General features: G+C 69.4%; 5 protein-coding genes. 1 reads left to right on the top strand and 4 read right to left on the bottom strand.

What is annotated here, in order from left to right; translation table 11 throughout:
* Positions 1 to 678, top strand: a 678-nt coding sequence (locus tag ENN83_RS01895) for a TIGR03862 family flavoprotein (RefSeq protein WP_287183395.1), incomplete at its 5' end; no start/stop codon positions are given.
* Here ENN83_RS01895 and ENN83_RS01900 read toward each other — a convergent pair.
* The 4 genes from ENN83_RS01900 to ENN83_RS01915 form a co-directional block, all read right to left on the bottom strand.
* Positions 654 to 1,241 carry a glutathione S-transferase family protein gene (locus ENN83_RS01900; RefSeq protein WP_287183398.1) on the bottom strand — a complete coding sequence of 196 codons (588 nt, stop codon included), beginning with the start codon at positions 1,239 to 1,241 and terminating at the stop codon, positions 654 to 656. The two genes, ENN83_RS01895 and ENN83_RS01900, sit on opposite strands and share 25 nt — an antisense overlap.
* 49 nt (positions 1,242 to 1,290) lie before the next feature.
* On the bottom strand, positions 1,291 to 2,319 hold the full coding sequence (gene holA / locus ENN83_RS01905; RefSeq protein WP_287183400.1) for a DNA polymerase III subunit delta: 1,029 nt from the start codon (positions 2,317 to 2,319) through the stop codon (positions 1,291 to 1,293).
* The gene (lptE, locus tag ENN83_RS01910) at positions 2,316 to 2,810 is read right to left on the bottom strand and encodes an LPS assembly lipoprotein LptE (RefSeq protein ID WP_287183403.1); all 495 of its coding nucleotides are present in this window, start codon (positions 2,808 to 2,810) and stop codon (positions 2,316 to 2,318) included. The genes holA and lptE overlap by 4 nt, the downstream gene beginning before the upstream one ends.
* On the bottom strand, positions 2,797 to 4,199 hold a 1,403-nt coding region (locus ENN83_RS01915; protein WP_287183406.1), incomplete at its 5' end, for a class I tRNA ligase family protein. The genes lptE and ENN83_RS01915, both read right to left, overlap by 14 nt.

The raw sequence follows: 4,199 nt of genomic DNA on the forward strand, positions 1-4,199 counted from the left end.
GCCTGGGTGGGGCCGCTTTCGGCCGCGGGCGTGCCGGTTGCGCCCTTTGCGCCCGCGAATGTCGGGCTGCGGGTGGACTGGTCCGCGCCGATGGCCCGCCAGTTCGGCCAGCCGGTCAAGGGCGTGGCGCTGCGCGCGGGCGTCGGGCCGTGGCAGCGGGGCGAGTTCGTGATCTCGGCCCGTGGGCTGGAGGGTGGCGGCATCTATGCCCTGTCCCGCCCGCTGCGCGAGGGCGCGCCGCTGGTCGCCGACCTCTTGCCCGACTGGACAGCCGACCGGGTCGCCGAACGGCTTGCCCGCCCGCGCGGCAAGGCGAGCCTTGCCAACCATCTGCGCAAGACGCTGGGGCTTGATCGGGCGCGGCTGGCGCTGCTGATGGAGTTCGGCCGCCCGCTGCCCGAAGGCGCGGCGCTGGCCCGGCTGGTCAAGGCGCTGCCGATCCGCCATGCAGGCCCGCGGCCCATCGACGAGGCGATCTCGACCGCGGGTGGCGTGTGCTGGGCGGCGGTGGACGAGACCCTGATGCTGCACGCCCGCCCCGGAACATTCCTTGCAGGCGAGATGCTGGACTGGGAGGCGCCGACCGGCGGCTACCTGCTGACCGCCTGTCTGGCCACCGGGCGCTGGGCCGGGCTGGCGGCGGCGCGGCGGCTTCAGACAGCCTGCGCGCGCCGATAGGCCGGGCGCGCCCGCATCCGGGCAAGATAGTCCCCAAGGCCGGGTTCGGTGATCGGAAAGCACGCGGCCTCGGCCCAGTCGCCGCAATGGGTCAGGATGATGTCCGGCACGGTCATCGCCGCACCCATCAGGAAAGGCCCGTCGCCCATCCGCTGCATCAGCACCTTCTGACTGCGGCCCAGTTCGCATTTCAGGCTGTCCTGGATCGCCGACTGGCGCAGCGCCTCGGGCAAGACGAAACCGTGCCGTGCCGCCATCCACAGCGCCGAATCGAAATCGTCCAGCAGGAACTGGGTCAGGCTGTCCTGCCGGGCGCGGTCGATCGTGCCCGCGGGATGGGTCAGATGGCCATGCCGGTCGGCCAGGAAGGTCAGGATCGCGGTCGAATCGGTGATCGGCACGTTGTCGGCGATCAGGACCGGCACTTTGCCCGCAGGGCTCAGCGCGATCACATCGTCGGAACGGGGCGGGGCGGGCACATGCGCGTAGGGCAGGCCCAGTTCCTCCAGCATCCAGATCACGCGCCGCGCGCGGCTGTTACCGCTGCCGATCACACGATACATCGCCTTACCCCCGTTCTTCGCAAAGGGGTTCCAGCAATCGCGGGCGCGGTCAAGGGCGCGACGCACCAAGATGGGCCAGCCGGATCAGACAACGCTCCATCACCGCCATCTGCGGGGCACGGCTGGACGAGCGCAATTGCAGATCGGTGTCGATCAGGAGGCCAAGCCCCTGTTCCAGCCGCCGCACGCCCCAGCCCTGCGCCTGACGCACCATGCGGTCGCGCGCCTTGAAATGCACCGGTGGGCGGGCGCGCGCGATGCCCTGGGCTGCGCCACCGGGGTCCGAAGCGGCGGCGTGCAGCGCGCGGAAATGGCGGGTCGCGGCAATGCACAGCATCACCGGGGTTGCCCCCTGCGCTTCGAGCCGGCGCAGCATCGGGGCGATCTGGTTGCCCTTCGCCTCGGCCACCAGATGGATCAGCGCATCGGTATCGGCTTCGGTCGAGCGGGGGGCGCAGGTGGCCACGTCGTCGGCCGTGGCGGGGGCAGAATCGCCCAGCTTGTAAAGCGCAAGCTTTTCCACCGTCTGGCGGAAGTCGCCCGGGTCGAGCGCCCCGGCAAGGTCGGTCAGCGCCGCCATCGCGGCGCGGTCAAGGCCCGTCAGACCGGCAGCGGCCAGCATCGCCTCGATCTCGTCCCGGCCCGGGGGATCGTCGTAAATGCCGATGGCAAGGGCGGTGCGGTGCCCCTCGAACAGCTTGCGCAGCGCCGAGCGCGGGGTGAGTTGCCGTGCCGTCACCACCAGCTGCGCATCGCCAGGCTGCCAGTCGGCCAGCGCCGCCTGAAGGGTATCTGCCAGCGTATCGGTCGCCTCGTCGAGAAACACCACGCGCGGGCCGGGAAAGAAACCGCGCGCCCTGAGCGCATCGCCCAGCGCCGCGGGATCGCCGCGCAGATCGCCCGGGGCAAGCCGGGTCAGGCGCATTTCCTCCTCGGCACCGGGACCCAGCAGTTTGGCGATGAGTTCCTTCCGCTTGAGCGCCACGCGCATCGGGTCGGCACCATAGATCAGCAGAGCGGCGCGGTCGGGATCGGGCCGGGCGAAATAGCGCGCGGCCTCGCGGGGCGAGAGCTTCATCGCGCCCGGCCGGGGGCGGTGGCGATCAGCCGCGTCACAAGCTGGTCGGCCAGCATCACCATCAGCCGCCGTTCCGCGTCGCGCTCGGCGGCAAGGCTCGCCACGGTGCTGCCCGTCGCGGAATAGGCGGAAAAGGCCGTCACGCTGCCGGACTGCACAAGGCGGCCGGTCGCGATTTCATACAGTTCGAAAGCCAGATCGCCCTCGATCGTGTAGCGCGTGGTTTCCTGCGTGCCGGTGATTCCCAGCGCCTTGCGGCTTGTGCCGATGCGGTAGCCCAGCCGGTAGACCGGCGCATCCGCCCGGCCCAGCCGATCCTCAAGCCGTTCGACCAGCGCAAAGGCGTTGCGCGTGTCGGGCGGGTCAATCGCGATGCCGCCGCGCAGACCGCCGGCCACGCTGTCCGGCCCGTAGGCGGGACGGAACCCGCAGCCGCCCAGCGCCAGCGCGGCAAGACCAAGGACAAGGGTGCGGCGGTCAGACGACGACATTGACGATGCGGCCCGGCACGACGATCAGCTTTTTCGGAGCGCCGCCATCCAGCGCCTTGCGCACAGCATCGTCGGCCAGCACCAGCTTTTCAACCTCGGCGGCGTCCATGTCCCGCGGCACGGCGATTTCCGAGCGCCGCTTGCCGTTGATCTGGATCGGCAGCGTGACGGTATCCTCGACCAGCAGGGCGGGGTCGGCCTTGGGCCAGGGGGCGCGGGCGATCAGGCCCTGACCGCCCAGCATGGACCAGATATCCTCGGCCAGATGCGGGGTCATCGGTGCCATGAGCTGCGCCATGACCATCGCCGCCTCGCGCCGCGCGGGCAGCGAGGCTGCCGATTTCGCCAGCGTGTTGGTGAAGGCATAGAGTTTCGCGACCGAGCTGTTGAAGCCGAAGCTTTCGATCCCCATCGTCACGTCATGGATCGTCTTGTGCAGCGCGCGGCGCAGGGTCAGGTCGTCTTTCCCCCCCGGTGCCGCGCCCTCGCCCTCGGATTCGTAGGCGGCGATTCCGCCCCCCTGATCCATTTCCTCGGCGATGCCGTTCGCGATGCGCCAGACCCGGCCCAGATGCCGGTGCGCCGCCTCGGCGCCCGCGGATGTCCATTCCACGTCACGCTCGGGAGGGCTGTCCGACAGCACGAACCACCGCGCGGTATCGGCGCCGAACGACTCGATGATGTTGACCGGATCGACCACGTTCTTCTTGGATTTCGACATCTTGGCCGAGGGGATGATTTCCACCGCCTCGGCCGTGGCCTTGAGCTTGCCGTCCTCGACATCCTCGGGCAGGTGATAGACCGGCCGGCCCGCGGCGTCGCGCGTCTGGTAGATCTCGTGCGTCACCATGCCCTGGGTGAACAGCGCGTCGAAGGGCTCGCGCGCCTTTTCGGGCAGGTGGCCGGTGATCTGCATCGCCCGGGCGAAGAACCGGGAATAGAGCAGGTGCAGGATCGCGTGTTCGATGCCGCCGATATACTGGTCGACATTCATCCAGTACTCGGCCTCGGCCATGTCGGTGGGCGTGTCCGCGTGGGGCGCGGTGAAGCGCGCGTAATACCATGACGAATCGACAAAGGTGTCCATCGTGTCGGTCTCGCGCCGGGCCGCCTGACCGCATTTCGGGCAGGTGCAGTTGCGCCAGGTGGGGTGGCGGTCCAGCGGGTTGCCGGGGATCGAGAAGTCGATCGGCGTGCCGTCCTCGTCATAGGGCAGTTCGATCGGCAGGTTTTCCTTCTTCTCGGGCACCACGCCGCATTCGGGGCAGTGGACTACCGGGATCGGACAGCCCCAATAACGTTGCCGCGACAGGCCCCAGTCGCGCAGGCGGAACTTGGTCACGCCATGGCCGACGCCATTCTCCTCGCAAAACCGAATCGCGGCGTCGA

The sequence above is a fragment of the Rhodovulum sp. genome (assembly GCF_011048875.1).
Lineage (GTDB): Bacteria > Pseudomonadota > Alphaproteobacteria > Rhodobacterales > Rhodobacteraceae > Rhodovulum > Rhodovulum tesquicola.

Bases quoted from the DNA above. Each gene is read 5' to 3' on its own strand.
- holA (WP_287183400.1), bottom strand. From the start codon at position 2,319: ATGAAGCTCTCGCCCCGCGAGGCCGCGCGCTATTTCGCCCGGCCCGAT.
- ENN83_RS01900 (WP_287183398.1), bottom strand. From the start codon at position 1,241: ATGTATCGTGTGATCGGCAGCGGTAACAGCCGCGCGCGGCGCGTGATC.
- lptE (WP_287183403.1), bottom strand. From the start codon at position 2,810: ATGTCGTCGTCTGACCGCCGCACCCTTGTCCTTGGTCTTGCCGCGCTG.